The sequence below is a fragment of the uncultured Erythrobacter sp. genome (assembly GCF_947499705.1).
Classification (GTDB): domain Bacteria; phylum Pseudomonadota; class Alphaproteobacteria; order Sphingomonadales; family Sphingomonadaceae; genus Erythrobacter.
Genome location: NZ_CANMPJ010000002.1, coordinates 85206 through 100513 on the forward strand (window position 1 = coordinate 85206; position 15308 = coordinate 100513).

The following is a 15308-nucleotide window of genomic DNA, read 5'->3' on the forward strand; positions in this document are numbered from 1 at the left end:
AACAACAGCCGAATTGGTTATGCATTCAGCCCCGGAACACGACAGTCCGCCCGCCATTCAGCAGCACACGCTCTTCGACGAACAACCGAACGGCCTCAGCCAGAACGCGGCGTTCGATGTCGCGGCCTTTTCGCACCAGATCACCGGGGCTATCGGCATGGCTGATACGTTCGACATCCTGATGGATGATCGGCCCTTCATCGAGGTCGGCTGTGACAAAATGCGCAGTTGCTCCAATGATCTTGACCCCGCGCTCATGGGCCTGGTGGTATGGCCTTGCGCCTTTGAAGCCGGGCAGGAAGCTGTGGTGGATGTTGATGCAGCGCCCCGCGAAGTGGGCTGATTGATCGTCCGAGAAGATTTGCATGTAGCGCGCAAGCACGATCAATTCGGCCTGCGATTGTTCGGCAATTCGCCGCAACTCCGCTTCGGCCTCAGGCTTCGTTTCAGGCGTCACAGGGACATGGTGGAACGGGATTTCGCCGATATCTGTCCGGATAGCTTTATCACGTGGATGGTTGGAGACTATCGCCACGGGATCGATGTTCAGCTCACCCGTGCGCCAACGATAGAGCAGATCGACAAGGCAGTGGTCCGCCTTGCTGACCATGATCAAAACGCGGCGCGGGCGATCCTGCAGTGACAGCTTCCAGCGCATGTCGAACTCTTCGGCGAATGCCGTAAATTCTGTGCGCAATTGCTCGCGCGATTGGCCATCGGGATCGAAAGCGACGCGCATGAAGAACCGGTCGCTGCCGCCATTGTCGCCGCGATCATTGAATTGCTGCGCTTCCAGAATGTTGCAGCCGCGCTCGAACAGGAACGCCGTGACCCGCGCCGTAATGCCAGGCCGATCAGGGCAGCCTAGTGTCAGAATCACAGTCTCGGCCATCTTACCGCCCTGACAACGCGCTTTCGCACTCGTTCATCAGTTGCGCGATGATATCGGCAACCGGCTCTTCGGATTTGACCATCCCGACCGATTGCCCGGCCATCAGCGATCCGCCTTCAACATCACCGTCGATCACGGCCCGGCGCAGCGCCCCGGCCCAGAAGTGTTCGATCTGCAGTTGCGCTTCGCCCATATCGACTTCTTCACGGTCGAGCTTGCCTGCGACTTCAATCTGCTTCGCGGTGAATTCCTCGGTGCCTTTGTTTTTCAAGGCACGGACCGGGATCACGGGAAGGCGCGGATCGACTTGCACGCTGGCTTCGGCATCGCGGGCCTTGGCGCGGAAGAACGCCTTCTTGAAATCGGGGTGCGCGATGCTTTCACTGGCGCAAGCGAAGCGTGTTCCAAGCTGGACCCCGCAGGCTCCCATCTCAAGATAGCTCGCAATCGCCTCACCCCGGCCAATGCCTCCCGCGACGAAAACGACGTGGTCTTGAGCGAGCTCGGGCAGGAATTCCTGCGCCAACACGCTGGTCGAAACCGGGCCGATATGCCCGCCTGCTTCCATACCCTCGATCACCAGCGCATCGCCGCCAGAGCGGAGCAGCTTTTTGGCAAGCGCGAGGGTGGGGGCGAACACGATGACTTTGGCACCGAATTCCTTGATCGCCTCGACGCTGCCCTTCGGCGGAATGCCGCCGGCCAGCACGACATGGGAGACCCCATGTTTGCTGCAGACATCGATCAGGTCGAACAATTGCGGGTGCATGGTGATCAGGTTGACGCCAAAAGGCTTGTCGGTGCGCGCTTTGGTCTCGGCAATCTCGGTGTCGAGCAGGTTGGGCGTCATCGCTCCGCAGGCAATCACGCCAAACCCGCCCGCATTGGAAATGGCGGAAACCAGATTGCGCTCGGACACCCAACTCATTGCGCCGCAGAGGACCGCGTGCTCGCACCCAAGGAAGTCGGTGCCGCGCTTCATCAGTTCGGCGGATTTTGGAAAGTCAGTCATGGGAGCAGCGATTAGGGCGCTCAGTCGCGATAGGCAATCCGCACCTTGCTTGCGGCCGATTTAGCAAGCGAGCGGGCGGCGTCTGTGGTGTCGGCACTGGCCAGCGCAACTCCCATCCGGCGGTAGGGCCGTGTCACAGGTTTGCCGAAAATCCGAACATCGGCCGACTCGTCAACGCCGAGTGCTTCATCAAGGCCTTCGAAAGCAAAGCTCTCGCTGTCGCGGTCGGCAAGGATGACCGCCGACGCAGAAGGACGGCCAGAAATCTCCGCTGGTATCGGGAGGCCCAAGATCGCCCTTGCGTGCAAATCGAATTGGGTCAGGTGCTGCGAAGCCAGTGTCACCATTCCCGTGTCGTGCGGACGCGGGGAAAGTTCGGAGAAGATCACTTCCTCGCCGCGGATAAAAAACTCGACCCCGAACAGGCCCCAGCCTCGCCCGTCACCCTTTAGCGCTTCGACAACCTCAGCAGCCATGGGCTGCGCCTTCTCGATCGCTGCCGTGTTCATCGCCGCAGGTTGCCAACTCTCCTGATAATCCCCGCGCTCCTGCCGATGGCCGATGGGCGGGCAGAAGGCTATCCCGCTTGCGTGACGCACGGTCAGCAGGGTGATCTCATAGTCGAAATCGATAAACTGCTCGACAATCACGCGCGCGCGGTCGCCGCGCATGTTTTCAGTCGCATAGGTCCAGGCCGCCTCCAGATCGGCCGAACTATCGACTTTGCTCTGGCCTTTGCCCGACGATGACATGACCGGCTTGATCACGCAGGGAAACCCAGTGTGCTCCGCAGCCGAGCGAACCTCTTCGAAAGTTTCCGCATAGCGATAACGTGAAGTGTTCAAGCCCAGCTCTTCGGCGGCCAGATCGCGAATGGCGTCGCGGTTCATAGTGAGCTGAGCAGCGCGCGCAGATGGGACGACGTTAAAGCCTTCCGCTTCGAACTCCGCCAGGACCTCGGTTCGGATTGCTTCGATTTCCGGAACGATCAGGTCCGGCTTGTGCTTCAAAACGGCGGCGCGCAGGGCGTCGGCGTCGAGCATTGAGAAGACTTCACTCTCATCGGCGAGCTGCATCGCCGGCGCACCTGCATAGGCATCGCAGGCTATCACTCGCGCGCCGAGCCGCTTTGCAGAGATTACGAGTTCGCGGCCGAGCTCGCCCGCGCCGAGCAGCATGATCGTTGCAATATGTGCCATGTGCCGAGGCCCTAGCGGGCGGCGGCGGCGACTCCAAGCAGTTGCTCAGCGGTTTGTGCTGCACGATGATCATTGGCCGAAAGCTGACGGCATTTGCCAACCCGCATTCCGCCACCTGCACGTGCCATGACCAGCGCCAATTCGGCTTGGCGAAGGGTCCAATCAACCGTGCACTCGATACGAGCAATGCCAGCGCTGGCTGACAGCTTCGCGGAGCGCGATGAAGAGTCCATTGCCAAGCTGGCGAATGTCTCAAGCACATCGTCAGCCCATGCATTGGCAGCCCGCGTGGTCATTTCCGGCATGATCACCGCAAAGCGCTCCTCGTCAAGCTGCGCCAGTTCCTGCCCTGGCAGGATCATCGTATCGAGGAATTTGGCGAAGCCCCACTGGATATCATCAGCGGTACGCTGGCCATATTGCATGTAGAGGGCACGCATCCGGTCGATCGCGAAGATCGCAACGGTATGACTGCCGCCTGATGTGAGATGACGCCGTAAGCTGGCGCAAAAGGCGTGCCGGTTGGCGAGGCCCGTGAGCGGGTCGGTCATCACCGATGCGTGCAGTTCGCCTTCAAGAGCGCGAAGGTGCTGGACCGAGCGCATCAGGCCGATCGCACCATTCGGCTCACCTTCCTCGTCGAGGATCGGCCTCAGGCTCAAAGCATACCAGCGTTGGCTGTTTGCAGAACCCGGTCCTTCCGGCGCTTCAGGCGTAATCGCGGGAAACTCGACCCATCCACCGAGAGCGCGACCAGACAACACCGCGCCGGTGTAGTCGCTGACATCTTGATCGTGGCTGCGCTCAGCCAAATCCGTGACGTGCGGAAGAAGCAGTAACAACGAGAGATCGAAACCCAGTTCCGCGAAATTCGCAGAAGCGTGAATGATGAAACCCTGTTTATCCAGTTTTACAACTATGTCGCCCGCTGCCTCTTCCAGCAGACCGTGCAGAATCATGCCTTCTGCAGCACTTAGACCCATTTTCATGCCGATTTGCCCCCGGCTGTAAGATTGCCAAGCCGATTCGTCATCAATCAATTTCAAGTAAAACTAACTTGATCGAGCCTTTCAGAGAAATTCCCCAATTTCCCTATACTTGATCAATATGATGTTAGTCTTGTTAATTGAACTCAACTAATTCGAATCGACTATGAAAAACCTTTACCATGTTTTTTGATTCGTGACAGATTTACCTAAGTATTTTTTACTAAAGGCCTCTCAGACCTCAATCATGATACGTATTCTTTGAGGCTCAGTTCCACAAACCGTGGCAATACGTATGCGGCACTCTTCGACCACTGCGGCGACCTCACCGGTCTGTGCGGCTTCACCCAGTTCGGCGGTCGATACGCCCAGGGCTTCGGCAATCGCATCCAGCCGCTCTGGCACGGGGCGGGCCTTGCCTTTCTCCCATGCCCAAACGGTAGGCTTGCTGACACCGAGAGCGTCGGCCACCTGCGCAAGCGTCATCCCGCGCTCACGCCTCAGGCGGTTGAGTTTGATCCCGAATGGCTCAATGGCAATGCCGTTTGCCGAAGGCGGCATCTGAAGCATCCCGGGCTCCGCGCTTCGGCTTTGCGGGGCATCGGCGCGCAATTGCGTCGCGGCAAGCGCCGACTGACCCAGGGCCATTTCAAAGGCACAACCGTACAGATCGCCGCTGACCCAGACGATCTCCGCATCGACCCTCCCAATCTCAGGCAGTTCAATCGCGAATTTCTCGCCTTCGGACAGAGGCATTTCGGTTTCGAGCAGGAGCCCTGCCGCCGAGATGTTGTGGACGGTAACATTGGCCTCGAGACCGCCGGGTAGAACCCCGCTGGTTTCGAGTTGCAAGGCACGGCGCGGCTGGCGCCGTTTGCTATCGCTGAGGTCAATCGGATCGAGATGGGCTTTAAGCACCATGGGGGCATCTCCTTGATGGAGACTCGAAAGTTGACGCTGATAGTTAAGTTTAGGTTAGCGGATATCCCTAACGTCGATGGATTGAGCGCTGCGCGCGGTCAGGCTGGTTCGTCGACCGCGTCCAGCCCGTATGCCGTGTGCAATACGCGCACTGCCAGCTCGGTCTCGTCCTCGTCGATCAGCACGCTAACCTTGATCTCGGAAGTAGAGATCGCCTGAATGTTGATGCCCCGATCAGACAAGGCGCGAAACATCGTGCTCGCGACACCTGCATGGCTTTTCATACCGACGCCGACCACGCTGATCTTAGCGATATGGCTGTCAGTTATGATCCGGTTGTATCCAATATCGTCACTGCGATCTTCCAGCAGCGCCTGTGCACGCGCCAAGTCCGCTTGTGGCACCGTAAAGGTCACGTCTGTCTCGCCTTTGTCGCGGCCAACGTTCTGAATGATCATGTCGACATTGATGCTGGCATCGGCGAGCGGCTCAAAGATATGCGCCACCGCGCCCGGCTTGTCTGGCACGCGGGTCAAGATGATCTTTGCTTCATTCTTGTCGTGCGCAATTCCGGTCACAAGCTGACGTTCCATCAGGCCCTTCTCCACCAATTCGTCCATTTCTTCATCCGACACGATCAGCGTGCCAGGCAATTCGTCCGCCGAAATCGCATCGTCACCGACAAAACTTGAAAGCACTTGCAGTCGCACGCCTTCCTTCATCGCCAGCCCGACCGAGCGGGTCTGCAACACCTTGGCCCCGACAGAAGCGAGTTCGAGCATCTCTTCGTAGGTCACGGCTTTGAGCTTGCGCGCTTTGGCAACGATGCGGGGGTCGGTCGTGTAGACCCCGTCAACATCGGTATAGATGTCGCAGCGATCCGCTTTCACTGCCGCTGCAATAGCTACGGCAGAAGTGTCGGACCCGCCGCGCCCCATCGTGGTGATACGGCCTTCTTCGCTGACGCCTTGAAAGCCCGGAATGACTGCAATCTCGCCATCCGCCATACTGGCGTTCATTTCAGGGGCATCAATCGTCTCGACGCGCGCTTTTGAATGCGCCTCAATCGTCTTCACCGGCATTTGCCAGCCGAGCCAGCTGCGCGCCTTGCAGCCCAGCGATTGCAGCGTCAGCGCCAGCAATCCGCTGGTCACCTGTTCACCGCTGGATACAACGACGTCGTATTCAGCCGGATCGTAAAGCGCGTTGGCTTCACGGCAGAAGTTCACCAGACGGTCGGTCTCGCCTGCCATCGCGCTCACAACGACAGCCACTTCGTTGCCGCCCGCCGCCTGTTTGCGCACAATATTGGCCACACGGCGAATCCGTTCGGTTCCCGCCATCGAGGTTCCGCCAAATTTCATGACTATGCGCGCCAAGGTGCTCAAGCTCCTGCTGGTGAGTGCCGAACGGCGCTGTTAAGGTCGCGCAATGGGAAACGCAAACGTATCAAATGTAACCATCCGCCCGGAGGAAGCTGAGCATTTCGCATCGCTCGCGCGCGATTGGTGGAACCCGAAGGGTAAGATGGCCTCGCTGCATCAGGTGAACCCGGTGCGGTTGGAGTTCATCAGGTCTGCGATTGATGCGCATTGGGACGCTGACAGGCAAACGGTGAAGCCGCTCGCTGGCAAGAGCGCGCTCGACATCGGGTGCGGCGCGGGTCTGCTGTGCGAGCCGCTCGCTCGCCTTGGCGGAGACGTGACAGGAGTCGATGCGGCGGCGGAGAATGTGTCCGTCGCCAGCACCCATGCAGAGGCGATGGGGCTAGATATCCGCTATATGGCAGGTGAAGTCGCGAGCCTTGATATCGGCACATTCGATCTGGTGACTTGTGTTGAAGTGATCGAGCATGTCGCTGACAAGCGCCAGTTCCTTACAGACGTTGCAGCGCGGCTGGCGCCGGACGGACTGCTGGTCATGTCGACCCCCAACCGAACCGCTGCATCACGTTTGCTTTTGGTCGGGGCGGCTGAAGCCATTGGATACGTCCCGAAAGGCACGCACCACTGGAGTGATTTCGTCACGCCTGAAGAGTTGGAGGGCATGCTTGCTGAGGTAGGCCTTGAGGTGACGGAACGGAGCGGGATCGCCTATCGCCCGGGCAAGGGCCTGCACCTCGCCAGCGACGAATCTCTAAATTACATCCTGAGTGCAAAACGCCCGGCTTAAGCGGCCCTACAAGACCCGCTTTGCTTGCTCCGCTGTTGGCACCCAGCAGGTTTCGCGCACGCCGAACCATTTGTAGCGGTTGCGCGCGATCAGCAGATAGAGCGGATCACGGATCGCCCTTGGGATAAGCTTGAAGGCTGCGCCCAATCGCCACGGCCAGCCAAGCTCGCTCCACATATGCAAGACAGCATCGCTGTTCTTCCAAACACGTCCGCCGTCTTGGGCTGCATCAATCAGCACAAAGCTCTCTGGATCAGCGGGATCAATGCCATTCTCGCGCATGATCTGAGCGCCAGCCTCGTCCTGCATTGCCGAGAGCCGGAATTTTGCCTCACGGTCGTTCTTGAGCACAAATTGGGCGTTGGCCGAACACAGCACGCACATGCCGTCGAATACGATGATTGGATGATCGCGCGGGATTTCCATAGCGTTCCGAGTGGCTACTCGCCGTCCCTTACCATTTGGACGAACTCGCCAACATTGTCGGTAAAGAAGCCGTCCGCCCCGCTCTTGATCGCATTCGACCACAGCAGTCGGTACTGGCCGTCAGCCGCCGGTCCGCCGCTGGTTTGCAAGGCCGCCGGCAGGAAACCGTTCTCCTTGCGCAGAGTCCAGGGGTGCACTTTCAGCCCTACGGCATGCGCATTGTTCACCAAGGTGGTCGGCGTGCCGTCCTCTTCGAGCACATGGCCGAGCCACGGGCCGATACCATCGGCATAGGCCGCCACTTCTGTGAGGCCAGTCGGCGAGAGGATGTCCGTCCAGCGCATGTCGGGTTCGTCAAACGGTCCGCCCTCGGGAGCGACAAGCAAGACAAGTTTGGTGTCGATCAGCCGGTCGAGCCGCTGCAACGGGCCAACTTCGAATATCTGCACGAACACCTTGTCGTCAGCTCCGTCGAGATTCAGGTCGCGCAGCTGCGTCACCAGCAGATCGACCGTGTCGATGCCCTCTTCCTGCAGCAGCCATGTGGGGATCTTCAGCTCCGGATACAGGCCAATCGACCGCCCGGTCTCTGCTTCCTTCGCGCGGACGAGTTGGACGACCTCTTCGAAGGTCGGGATCTGATACAGGCCGTTATAGGCGATGTTGGCTGGCCGCGCGCTCGGCACACGCTCGCGCGCACGCAGCGTCCGCAGTTCGGCAAGTGTGAAGTCCTCCGCAAACCACCCAGCCACTCGGCGCTCGCCAATCGTCTTTTCGCGGCGACGGTCTTCGAATTCCTCGCGGCTGGCGACATCGGTCGTGCCCGAAAGCTCGGTCTCATGGCGAGCCACAAGCACGAGATCCTTGGTCGCAACCAGATCGGGTTCGATGTAATCGGCGCCTTGATCGATCGCGAGTTCATAGGCGGCGAGCGTGTGCTCAGGCCGATCACCTGACGCACCCCGATGGGCGATGATCAGCGGCTTATCTTGTGCCTGCGCCATGATGGGAGCAGCGAGCGCAGCCAAGCCGATCAAGAATGCGACGAGAGGGTTGCGGACCATTCTTCTTCCTTGAAACCGATCAATATGCCGCCCGCGTGAACGACCACCGGGCGCTTGATCATGGAGGTATGCTCTTGCAGGAGTGTTACAGCCTTGGCGTCATCAATATCCGCCTTGTCGGCATCGGAAAGCTTGCGAAAGGTCGTTCCGCGGCGGTTGAGCACCACGTCCACGCCCTTGTCTGCGATCCATTCCTGCAAATTCTCCGGATCAACGCCTTCTTTCTTGAAGTCGTGAAAGGCGTATTCAAGCTCGCGTGTTTCGAGCCATTTCCGCGCCTTTTTCACAGTGTCGCAATTGGGGATTCCGTACAGATGGATCGTCATATTCTTCTCTTTGCCGCAAGTTTCGACCGCTAGAACGCATTGGTTAACGGTTCTTAGAGTGTTTCAGCGTATCCCGTCACGATAGATTGGAGTTGATATGTCGAAAGTCGCACAGAAACTGATGACTGCCTTGGCAGCGACGGGTCTTCTTTTGGCACCGGTCGCAGCGCAGGCGAATACGCGCGCCGGCGATAGTTCATCGCTGTACACCAGCGCGCAGGTAGGGCCTGGTGCAGGACGCTCTGCGGACGGCGAAGGCCTTGGCGGTGAACCCGGCGATATCATCGGCATTCTGCTAGCAGGACTTTGGCTAACTGGGATCATCGTGATCGTGGTCGATCTCGACGATGATGGTAACGACAACCAATCCCCGGGCGCCAACTGAACTGACCTCCGTTGTGTAGTTTAGGCGGTGCCCTCACCGCTTCAAATGCGCGTCCGCTATCGCGACCGCCAGAGCGTCTGCAGCATCCGCTCCAGCCACATCGACACCTGGCAGCAAGATCCTGAGCATGGCCTGAACTTGCGCTTTTTCGGCAGCGCCTGTTCCCACCACCGATTTCTTGACTGCCCGCGCCGCGTGTTCCTCCACCGGCAAGCCTACTGCGCCGCAGGCAGCAAGCACCGCTCCGCGCGCCTGTGCGAGTTTGAGCGTCGATTGCGGGTTCTTGTTGACGAACACTTCCTCACAGGCGGCGCGCTCGGGCCGGTGCTGTGCAATCACTCCAGACACGATGCGGTGAAGATCGGCCAGTCGATCGACCATCGGAGCACGCGCTGAAGTCGCGATCTCCCCATTGGCAATATGGGTAATGCGCGATCCCTCAGCCCGGATCACGCCCCAGCCAGTGCAAGAGAGCGAGGGGTCAAGGCCGAGGATGATCATATCGCTTTTGTCCGGCTCACAGAAAGACGAGCCAACCGAGCCGCCACGCAATCGCCAAGAGAAACGTGGCCCCTAGCGCCAACGCAAAGAGCCAGTCGCGCAGCCTCAAGCGTCGAGCTTCTCCATCACCGCATCGGGGATCTCGTAATTGCCCCACACCGTCTGCACATCGTCATCATCGTCAAGCGTGTCGATCAGCTTCAGCAGAGTGCCCGCGCCTTTTTCGTCCATCTCAACGGTGATGTTGGGCTTCCAGGCGAGCTTTACGTTCTCCGCTTCGCCCAGCGCCTTCTCGATATCGCCCGCGACTTGGTGCAAATCGTCGGCAGCGGTCCAGATCGTATGGCCATCATCCGAGCTTTCGATGTCTTCGGCCCCGGCTTCCATCGCGGCTTCGAAGACGGTGTCTTCATCGCCAGCGCTTGCCGGGTATTCAATCAGGCCAAGCCGTTCGAAGCCGTGCTGAACTGATCCTTCGGTGCCAAGATTTCCGCCGTTCTTGCTGAATGCTGTGCGAACAGCAGTGGCCGTGCGATTGCGGTTGTCGGTCAGCGTTTCAACAATGATCGCGCTGCCGCCCGGGCCGTAGCCTTCGTAGCGGACTTCTTCGAAATTTTCGTCATCTCCCGTGGTCGCCTTATCGATAGCGCGCTGGATATTGTCCTTGGGCATCGATTGCGACTTGGCGTTGTTGACCGCCAAGCGCAGGCGCGGATTCATGTCTGGATCGGGCGCACCCATCTTCGCGGCGACCGTGATTTCACGGCTGAGCTTGGAAAACAGGTTGGAACGCTTTTTGTCCTGCGCACCCTTGCGGTGCATGATGTTCTTGAATTTGGAATGGCCTGCCATGGGTACTCTTCGAATTTTCGCGGATTGAAGTCGCGCGAGGCCTAGCCCAGCCCAGCGTGCGCTTCAACAATGTGTATGAGCCAGTGAGGTGCTTTAGAGCTTCACAGCCGTCCCGCTGGCCGAGACCATCAGCATCGATCCGGTGTCACCGATCACCTCGTAGTCGAGATCGATCCCGACCACCGCATTGCAGCCCTTGGCAGCAGCCTCAGCCTGCAATTCCTCGATCGCCTGATTACGAGCATCCGCCAGAATTCGCTCGTAGCTGCCCGAACGCCCGCCTACGATGTCGCGGATATTCGCAAACAGATCGCGAAACAGGTTCGCACCGACGATCACTTCGCCGGTGACGATCCCTGCATATTCCTGGATCGGATGACCCTCAATCGTCGGGGTGGTGCTGACGATGACGCCGCGTGCGTCTTTCCAGTCGCCTGCCATAGATTCTCTCCTCTTTCTGGTGTGTTATCAATCTAATACAGAGAGGCGAGAATTCAATAGCGGATCAGCCCATGCCAAGCGCGGCCTTATAAGTTTCGAGGATGATTTCCTGCTCGCTGCGATCGTCGGGCTTCATCTTACGCAGACGCACGATCTGACGCATGATCTTGGCGTCGTAGCCGACCGCTTTTGCTTCGGCATAGACATCACGAATATCGTCGGCGATGCCCTTCTTCTCTTCTTCAAGACGTTCAATGCGCTCGATCAGCAGGCGCAGGCGGTCATCTGTGGCTTCGGCCATCTCGTTTATGTCTCCGGTTGGGTGAGAATCACTTAAAGCTCCGGATACGCGGACAGGTGCGAGCGCAAAAGAGCGCTTTCCACAAAACCAGCCACAAGGTGGAAAAACTCAGCGCAAATCGGGCTTGTTGCGCGTGAGGCTGCGCTCCATTGCTGCGATCTGTTCTTCGGTGGCGGGCTGTTGCTTCGTCGCTTTCCACTCTTCCATCGGCATCCCGTGGATCAATCCGCGTGCAGCGGCCTTGTCTCCATCGTAACCTGCGTCGCGGATCCAGTCGGCGAGGCAGTTGCGGCAAAAACCGGCCAACCCCATCAATTCGATATTCTGAGCATCGTGGCGATGGCGAAGGTGGCGCACGAGGCGGCGGAATGCCGCGGCGGCCTGCGCATCGCCGAGTTCATCAAGCGGGTCTGAAATCGAATTCATGGCGACTATTCCTTGAGTTGCAAAACGGCTGTGTCATAGCTCCTATTAACCGGACGGAGGGGTCTTTAGGGTTCTATGGCCAAACAAGATGCGACAAGGATCGACCCACGCGGTCGCAAGGTCAAGATTTTGGCGACAATCGGGCCGGCGAGCCGCTCGCCCGAAATGCTGCGCAAGCTGTTTAAGGCGGGGGCCGATGCGTTCCGCGTGAACATGAGCCATGGCAGCCATGCCGATCATGAAAAAGCGATCACTGCGATACGCAGCTTAGAAAAGGAATTTGCGCGCCCGATTGCGATCCTGGCCGACCTCCAAGGTCCGAAACTGCGCGTCGGCACGTTCAAAGATGGCAGCGCGGTGATCCGCCATTCGGGCCATTTTACGCTCGACCGCGATGAAACGCCGGGAGACGAAACGCGCGTCTATCTGCCGCATCCCGAACTGTTTGGCATCCTGGAGCGCGGCCAGCGACTGCTGATCAATGACGGCAAGATCAGGCTGGTGGTCAAGGAAGCCGACGAGAACCGCATCTTCTGCAGCGCCGAGGTCGGCGGTGTGATCTCGGACCGCAAGGGCGTAAACGTGCCCGATGCCGAAGTTCCGATCCCCGCCCTCACTGACAAGGATCGAAAGGATCTGTCCTTCGCAGTCGAGCATGGTGCAGACTGGATTGCACTCAGCTTCGTTCAGCGGCCCGAGGATCTTGCCGAAGCGCGCAAGCTGATCGGAGCGACTGGCGGGCAAGGCCCTGCCCTGTGCGCCAAGATCGAGAAACCGCAGGCGGTCAAACGCCTTGGCGAGATCATCGAACTGGCCGACGGGATCATGGTCGCGCGCGGCGATCTGGGGGTCGAGCTTGAACCCCACGAAGTGCCGCCGCTGCAAAAGCGGATGGTCAATGCCAGTCGCACGGCGGGCAAGCCGGTGATTGTCGCAACCCAAATGCTCGAATCGATGATCGAGAGCCCCACACCAACCCGCGCCGAAGTCTCAGACGTTGCCAACGCGGTCTATGACGGGGCCGATGCGGTGATGCTGTCCGCCGAGAGCGCGGCTGGCGATTGGCCGGAAGAGTCGGTCGCAATGATGAATTCTATCGCTGCACAGGTGGAGCGCGACGAAGGGTATAAGGACCGCGTCCGCTTCCTCGAAACGCCGCCCGATGCCACCACATCCGATGCGTTGGCACATGCCTGTATGACCATTGCGGATACCGTCCCGATCAGCGCGATCACCGTTTTTACATCTTCTGGCTCGACAGCGCGCCGGGTTGCCCGCGAGCGCCCCGATACGCCCATGCTGGTGCTCACTCCATCAATGCGAACAGCGCGCAGAGTGGCTTTGCTGTGGGGCGCGCATGCGGTGGCGACGAAGGACATCGGCAGCTTCGAAGAGATGATTGCCAAGGGCAAGCGCATGGCGCTGCGGCACGGCTTCGGCAAAGCCGGCAGCCGCTTGATTGCGCTTGCCGGGGTGCCGTTTGGTACGCCCGGCTCAACCAATCTTCTGAATGTTGTTACGCTGGCTGGTGACGAACTGGAAAAGCATGAGGGCTAAGGCTCCGAACATTCTGGGCATTGCTGTTCGCGCAGCTCCGAAGATCCTGGCAATCACGGCGTTGATCGTCAGCCCTGCAGTTGCGCAAGCAAGGCCAATGTCTTTGCAGCTGGCGGTTGAGGACATTCAGGACACCGAGAATTGCGGCATCAACGATAAGCTCGTTTCGGAGGCAATGACTGAGCTTGCCAAAGCCAGAGATCTGAAATTGAAGCGGTCGAGGGCTGATTTTGTCCTGTTCGCTGACGTCAATGTGCTCGGGATCCCCAACAGTCTTGGCGTGTGGTCCAAAGCATGCAGCTTCAATATCAATATCGAAGTGCAGCGCCACCAAGAGCTTGAAATCGATCGGCTGGGCAAGGTTTTGACGAGCGCGAAGCTGTGCGATTCCGGTTATACGGGCTACATCACCGATGGAAATCTCGGATTCTTCAGCGAGGCGATTGAGCGGTCCTTCGCCGCATGTCTCGCCGAGCTGCCGACAAAGGTTGCAAAAGCGATAGCTCGCTAGTGCCCGCTTGACCGCCTTTTGGCTGGTCGCAGTCAGCGAGCACGCCTGATTAGGTTGATGGGTCAGTACCCCGCAAAATGAGAATTTGCCTTGCGCGTCAAAGTGCTTAGCATCCCCCCGCAAGTTCAACGCAGGAGCCCAACGATGCTACGATCCTTCTCTCAACGCACTCTTACCGCTGCCGCTTGCGTGGCTTTGCTTTCCGCTTGCGGGGGCGAAGCGACCGATGGTTCCGAACCAGAAGCAGCCGGCGCGGAAGAACCGGCGATCATCGATGTGCGTCAGACCAATTTCGAAGAGATCGGCGACGCGTTCAAGGCGATCCGCGGACAGTTGGAAGGCGACAGCCCGGACTTTGCGGTGCTCGAGGCATCGGCGACCACGATCAACGCCAATGCGCAAAAGATCGGCGATCACTTCCCCGAAGGCACAGGGATGGATGCAGGCTTCGACACCGAAGCGCTGGCGACAATCTGGGAGAAACCCGAAGACTTCACCGCCGCGCATCAGAAGCTGATCGAAACGAGCGAAGGGCTCATCACCGCAGCGCAGTCTGGCGACGTAGCTACATTCCAGGCAGCAGCCGGCGAGCTCGGCAAATCGTGCAAGGGTTGCCACGATCAATTCCGCGTCGACGACGACTGACACCATGACCGAGACGGCGATACCGACGCCGCCTGATCACACCGTCACGGTGTGGGACCTGCCGCTGCGGCTGTGCCATTGGGGATTTGCTGTCCTGATCCCAGCGATGTGGTGGACTGCCGAAAATTCGGAATGGGCATGGCATAAACGGTTCGGGCTGATCTTGCTTGGCCTGCTCGCCTTCCGGATCATCTGGGGCTTCGTCGGATCTCGCACGGCGCGCTTTGCCAGCTTCGTGCGCGGTCCGGGTGCGGTGTTGGCGTACCTGAGAGGCGGCGGCGCGAAGACGATAGGGCACAACCCGCTCGGGGCTTTGAGTGTGATCGCTCTGTTGCTCGCCATGCTTGCGCAGGTCGGCATGGGTCTGTTCGCAGGTGACCCGTTCGACGGCGCGACTGGGCCGCTAAACTCGCTGGTTGGAGTGATGACTGCAGATATGTTGACCGATTGGCATGAGACGTTTTTCGATGTCGTCGTAGTGCTTGTCGGACTGCATCTGGCGGCAATCCTGTTCTATGCGATTGTGAAGCGCAACAATCTGACAGGCCCGATGGTAAGCGGGCAGAAGGCAGTAACTGGCGGCGTCGAGGGCATAGGTGCGGTGCCTTGGGGCAAAGCGCTGGTCACCGCGGCCATTTCAGCAGGTCTAGTCATGTGGGTAGCGAACGGGGGCCCGCCGCTGAGCTGACGC

General features: G+C 59.2%; 20 protein-coding genes. 6 read left to right on the forward strand and 14 right to left on the reverse strand.

Going from position 1 to position 15308, the window contains the following annotated elements; all coding sequences use genetic code 11:
* Positions 1-25: 25 nt before the first annotated feature.
* The 6 genes from purU to Q0837_RS13220 all read right to left on the reverse strand — a co-directional run bounded on the left by purU (position 26) and on the right by Q0837_RS13220 (position 6374).
* Entirely contained in the window at positions 26-892 is an 867-nt protein-coding gene (gene purU / locus Q0837_RS13195; RefSeq protein WP_298470113.1) for a formyltetrahydrofolate deformylase, read from the reverse strand.
* A 1-nt stretch (position 893) separates the two neighbouring features.
* Positions 894-1904, reverse strand: coding sequence for a nitronate monooxygenase family protein (locus tag Q0837_RS13200; RefSeq protein WP_298470115.1), 1011 nt, complete (start codon positions 1902-1904; stop codon positions 894-896).
* A 20-nt stretch (positions 1905-1924) separates the two neighbouring features.
* On the reverse strand, positions 1925-3103 hold the full coding sequence (gene purT / locus Q0837_RS13205) for a formate-dependent phosphoribosylglycinamide formyltransferase (RefSeq protein WP_298470117.1): 1179 nt from the start codon (positions 3101-3103) through the stop codon (positions 1925-1927).
* A gap of 11 nt (positions 3104-3114) precedes the next feature.
* The gene (locus Q0837_RS13210) at positions 3115-4086 is read right to left on the reverse strand and encodes a sensor domain-containing diguanylate cyclase (protein WP_298470119.1); all 972 of its coding nucleotides are present in this window, start codon (positions 4084-4086) and stop codon (positions 3115-3117) included.
* Between the two features lie 237 nt (positions 4087-4323).
* Positions 4324-5010 carry a helix-turn-helix domain-containing protein gene (locus tag Q0837_RS13215; protein WP_298470121.1) on the reverse strand — a complete coding sequence of 229 codons (687 nt, stop codon included), beginning with the start codon at positions 5008-5010 and terminating at the stop codon, positions 4324-4326.
* A gap of 98 nt (positions 5011-5108) precedes the next feature.
* The gene (locus Q0837_RS13220; RefSeq protein WP_298470123.1) at positions 5109-6374 is read right to left on the reverse strand and encodes an aspartate kinase; all 1266 of its coding nucleotides are present in this window, start codon (positions 6372-6374) and stop codon (positions 5109-5111) included.
* Positions 6375-6441: 67 nt separating this feature from the next.
* Between Q0837_RS13220 and ubiG the strand changes: the two genes are divergently transcribed.
* The gene (gene ubiG, locus Q0837_RS13225) at positions 6442-7182 is read left to right on the forward strand and encodes a bifunctional 2-polyprenyl-6-hydroxyphenol methylase/3-demethylubiquinol 3-O-methyltransferase UbiG (protein WP_298470125.1); all 741 of its coding nucleotides are present in this window, start codon (positions 6442-6444) and stop codon (positions 7180-7182) included.
* Positions 7183-7188: 6 nt separating this feature from the next.
* Here ubiG and Q0837_RS13230 read toward each other — a convergent pair whose 3' ends face one another.
* From Q0837_RS13230 to Q0837_RS13240, 3 genes are read right to left on the reverse strand one after another with little or no spacing between them, the layout of a single operon-like run.
* Positions 7189-7608, reverse strand: a complete 420-nt coding sequence (locus Q0837_RS13230) for a thiol-disulfide oxidoreductase DCC family protein (RefSeq protein WP_298470127.1) — start codon at positions 7606-7608, stop codon at positions 7189-7191.
* A gap of 14 nt (positions 7609-7622) precedes the next feature.
* Positions 7623-8672 (reverse strand): glycerophosphodiester phosphodiesterase family protein, encoded by a 1050-nt coding sequence (locus tag Q0837_RS13235; RefSeq protein ID WP_298470129.1) that lies wholly within the window; start codon positions 8670-8672, stop codon positions 7623-7625.
* The gene (locus tag Q0837_RS13240; protein ID WP_298470131.1) at positions 8642-8998 is read right to left on the reverse strand and encodes an ArsC family reductase; all 357 of its coding nucleotides are present in this window, start codon (positions 8996-8998) and stop codon (positions 8642-8644) included. The genes Q0837_RS13235 and Q0837_RS13240 overlap by 31 nt, the downstream gene beginning before the upstream one ends.
* Before the next feature lie 97 nt (positions 8999-9095).
* On the opposite strand from Q0837_RS13240, the gene Q0837_RS13245 reads away from it, so the two are divergent.
* On the forward strand, positions 9096-9383 hold the full coding sequence (locus Q0837_RS13245; RefSeq protein ID WP_298470133.1) for a hypothetical protein: 288 nt from the start codon (positions 9096-9098) through the stop codon (positions 9381-9383).
* A 33-nt stretch (positions 9384-9416) separates the two neighbouring features.
* Here the strand turns inward: Q0837_RS13245 and ruvC are convergent, their stop codons facing one another.
* From ruvC to Q0837_RS13270, 5 genes are all read right to left on the reverse strand, one after another.
* The gene (ruvC, locus tag Q0837_RS13250) at positions 9417-9884 is read right to left on the reverse strand and encodes a crossover junction endodeoxyribonuclease RuvC (protein ID WP_298470135.1); all 468 of its coding nucleotides are present in this window, start codon (positions 9882-9884) and stop codon (positions 9417-9419) included.
* A gap of 105 nt (positions 9885-9989) precedes the next feature.
* Entirely contained in the window at positions 9990-10736 is a 747-nt protein-coding gene (locus Q0837_RS13255; RefSeq protein WP_298470137.1) for a YebC/PmpR family DNA-binding transcriptional regulator, read from the reverse strand.
* Between the two features lie 93 nt (positions 10737-10829).
* Positions 10830-11177 carry a heavy metal-binding domain-containing protein gene (locus tag Q0837_RS13260; RefSeq protein WP_298470139.1) on the reverse strand — a complete coding sequence of 116 codons (348 nt, stop codon included), beginning with the start codon at positions 11175-11177 and terminating at the stop codon, positions 10830-10832.
* A 64-nt stretch (positions 11178-11241) separates the two neighbouring features.
* Positions 11242-11478 (reverse strand): DUF2312 domain-containing protein, encoded by a 237-nt coding sequence (locus tag Q0837_RS13265; protein WP_142787856.1) that lies wholly within the window; start codon positions 11476-11478, stop codon positions 11242-11244.
* A 108-nt stretch (positions 11479-11586) separates the two neighbouring features.
* Positions 11587-11904: a DUF1244 domain-containing protein gene (locus Q0837_RS13270; protein ID WP_298470144.1), complete on the reverse strand. Its 318-nt coding sequence runs from the start codon at positions 11902-11904 to the stop codon at positions 11587-11589.
* A gap of 75 nt (positions 11905-11979) precedes the next feature.
* Here Q0837_RS13270 and pyk point away from each other — a divergent pair, with 75 nt between their 5' ends.
* From pyk to Q0837_RS13290, 4 genes are all read left to right on the forward strand, one after another.
* Positions 11980-13461, forward strand: a complete 1482-nt coding sequence (pyk, locus tag Q0837_RS13275; RefSeq protein WP_298470146.1) for a pyruvate kinase — start codon at positions 11980-11982, stop codon at positions 13459-13461.
* 97 nt (positions 13462-13558) lie between these two features.
* Positions 13559-13972 (forward strand): hypothetical protein, encoded by a 414-nt coding sequence (locus Q0837_RS13280; RefSeq protein WP_298470148.1) that lies wholly within the window; start codon positions 13559-13561, stop codon positions 13970-13972.
* 144 nt (positions 13973-14116) lie between these two features.
* Positions 14117-14617 carry a cytochrome c gene (locus Q0837_RS13285; protein WP_298470150.1) on the forward strand — a complete coding sequence of 167 codons (501 nt, stop codon included), beginning with the start codon at positions 14117-14119 and terminating at the stop codon, positions 14615-14617.
* A 4-nt stretch (positions 14618-14621) separates the two neighbouring features.
* A complete protein-coding gene (locus Q0837_RS13290; protein ID WP_298470152.1) occupies positions 14622-15305 on the forward strand; it encodes a cytochrome b/b6 domain-containing protein in 684 nt (227 codons plus the stop codon).
* Positions 15306-15308: the final 3 nt, after the last annotated feature.

What these genes read in the sequence shown, in the direction of transcription:
- purU (WP_298470113.1), bottom strand. Translation starts at nt 892, where the DNA reads ATGGCCGAGACTGTGATTCTGACACTAGGCTGCCCTGATCGGCCTGGC.
- Q0837_RS13200 (WP_298470115.1), bottom strand. Translation starts at nt 1,904, where the DNA reads ATGACTGACTTTCCAAAATCCGCCGAACTGATGAAGCGCGGCACCGAC.
- purT (WP_298470117.1), bottom strand. Translation starts at nt 3,103, where the DNA reads ATGGCACATATTGCAACGATCATGCTGCTCGGCGCGGGCGAGCTCGGC.
- Q0837_RS13210 (WP_298470119.1), bottom strand. Translation starts at nt 4,086, where the DNA reads ATGGGTCTAAGTGCTGCAGAAGGCATGATTCTGCACGGTCTGCTGGAA.
- Q0837_RS13215 (WP_298470121.1), bottom strand. Translation starts at nt 5,010, where the DNA reads ATGGTGCTTAAAGCCCATCTCGATCCGATTGACCTCAGCGATAGCAAA.
- Q0837_RS13220 (WP_298470123.1), bottom strand. Translation starts at nt 6,374, where the DNA reads ATGAAATTTGGCGGAACCTCGATGGCGGGAACCGAACGGATTCGCCGT.
- ubiG (WP_298470125.1), top strand. Translation starts at nt 6,442, where the DNA reads ATGGGAAACGCAAACGTATCAAATGTAACCATCCGCCCGGAGGAAGCT.
- Q0837_RS13230 (WP_298470127.1), bottom strand. Translation starts at nt 7,608, where the DNA reads ATGGAAATCCCGCGCGATCATCCAATCATCGTATTCGACGGCATGTGC.
- Q0837_RS13235 (WP_298470129.1), bottom strand. Translation starts at nt 8,672, where the DNA reads ATGGTCCGCAACCCTCTCGTCGCATTCTTGATCGGCTTGGCTGCGCTC.
- Q0837_RS13240 (WP_298470131.1), bottom strand. Translation starts at nt 8,998, where the DNA reads ATGACGATCCATCTGTACGGAATCCCCAATTGCGACACTGTGAAAAAG.
- Q0837_RS13245 (WP_298470133.1), top strand. Translation starts at nt 9,096, where the DNA reads ATGTCGAAAGTCGCACAGAAACTGATGACTGCCTTGGCAGCGACGGGT.
- ruvC (WP_298470135.1), bottom strand. Translation starts at nt 9,884, where the DNA reads ATGATCATCCTCGGCCTTGACCCCTCGCTCTCTTGCACTGGCTGGGGC.
- Q0837_RS13255 (WP_298470137.1), bottom strand. Translation starts at nt 10,736, where the DNA reads ATGGCAGGCCATTCCAAATTCAAGAACATCATGCACCGCAAGGGTGCG.
- Q0837_RS13260 (WP_298470139.1), bottom strand. Translation starts at nt 11,177, where the DNA reads ATGGCAGGCGACTGGAAAGACGCACGCGGCGTCATCGTCAGCACCACC.
- Q0837_RS13265 (WP_142787856.1), bottom strand. Translation starts at nt 11,478, where the DNA reads ATGGCCGAAGCCACAGATGACCGCCTGCGCCTGCTGATCGAGCGCATT.
- Q0837_RS13270 (WP_298470144.1), bottom strand. Translation starts at nt 11,904, where the DNA reads ATGAATTCGATTTCAGACCCGCTTGATGAACTCGGCGATGCGCAGGCC.
- pyk (WP_298470146.1), top strand. Translation starts at nt 11,980, where the DNA reads ATGGCCAAACAAGATGCGACAAGGATCGACCCACGCGGTCGCAAGGTC.
- Q0837_RS13280 (WP_298470148.1), top strand. Translation starts at nt 13,559, where the DNA reads ATGTCTTTGCAGCTGGCGGTTGAGGACATTCAGGACACCGAGAATTGC.
- Q0837_RS13285 (WP_298470150.1), top strand. Translation starts at nt 14,117, where the DNA reads ATGCTACGATCCTTCTCTCAACGCACTCTTACCGCTGCCGCTTGCGTG.
- Q0837_RS13290 (WP_298470152.1), top strand. Translation starts at nt 14,622, where the DNA reads ATGACCGAGACGGCGATACCGACGCCGCCTGATCACACCGTCACGGTG.